The 1,268-nt window shown below is 28.0% G+C and carries 1 protein-coding gene; it reads right to left on the bottom strand.

The genetic code is table 11. From position 1 onward, the window contains the following. Positions 1-269: 269 nt before the first annotated feature. The coding region (locus IDG60_RS14715; protein ID WP_206160842.1) for a restriction endonuclease subunit S at positions 270-1,268 on the bottom strand (999 nt) is incomplete at its 5' end.

The raw sequence follows: 1,268 nt of genomic DNA, 5'->3' as shown, positions 1-1,268 counted from the left end.
TAATTTCGTTTCTAGGCTTACCATTTTCATAAAGTTTAATTATTTTAATTTAAATTATTTACTAAAAGCTCTTCAGTCTCTTGTCACAATAAAATCGCCTAACCTCTTAGTTTAACAATATCTATTCTCATAGAATTTGTCCAACTAAATGTAGACGATTCACTAAACTTCTAAAAAAATAAACCCCAAATTATAATAGTTTCAATATTAATATATTACAATTTATTCATAGGATTTTTATCATTTCAATTAATAGGTTGTTATCAGGGTTAAATAAACATTTTTTGTAATAGTTCTTTTTTACGTTCTTTTAATAACTCAATTCTATTCATTTGATTATTCATTTTATTGTCTATAGATTTTAACAATGCACTTACTTTATCTTGTTCAGTGAGACAAGGTATTTTAAGATTTATATTGCATAAGTTCGCATGAGTTAATTTAGCTGGTGCATTACCTGTGACAAATGCTCGTAGTTCTTTAAAATTTAAATAATAATTCATAAAAAACAAATTATGATCATTACTTTTAACTACATGCGCATGATTATTTACCCAGTATTGCCCATTAGCAATAAAGCTACTCGTCTCAAACTGCCCCCATTTTGCACCATCTTCTCCTATTAGTAATCGTTCTTCATTATTGAATAAATAATCTTTTACGTAATCAATAATTCCAGTTGCACCATAGTAAGGGTATAACCCCTTTTCTCTTAATGAAGAAGTAATTGGTTTTCTTCTATTATTTTCAAAGATAAAGATGTCTTTTATGAATTTGTTTTCCCACTCTGGATATTCTTCACCATTCTCATCTTTGAATCGCAATTCTTGTGTGAAGATTTTCTGCATATAGCCTTTTTTCTGTTGTTGAAGCAATTCAAGTTTTTGTTCTTCTAATTCAATTTGTCGGTCGAGTTTGCTGAAGAACTTGCCTATTTTTTGCTGTTCTTCAAATATAGTTGGGGTGAAGATTTTTAAATTAGCAATTTCTTTGAAGTTTAGACCTTCTCGACTACCTCCACTTTGTGCAAGGAAAATTTTCCTTTTACCTTTTCTTGATAATAGATACTGTCCAAAAAAATTATAATAATACTCTTTTTTCAATCTAATAATACATACATGTTGATTTAAATTAGCATGTATTTCAACTATCGAATTAATGGCTGTTCTACCTATTGATGCTCCTGTAATATTTAAAAGAACATCACCATAGTACGTTCTACTATTTTTCATCTCATCATCTATATCTTTACTAATATAAACTAAGTC

Source organism: Staphylococcus sp. EG-SA-2, from assembly GCF_017152085.1.
Note: the sequence above shows the minus strand (reverse complement) of the source record. Positions and strands in the feature narration are given on the sequence as shown.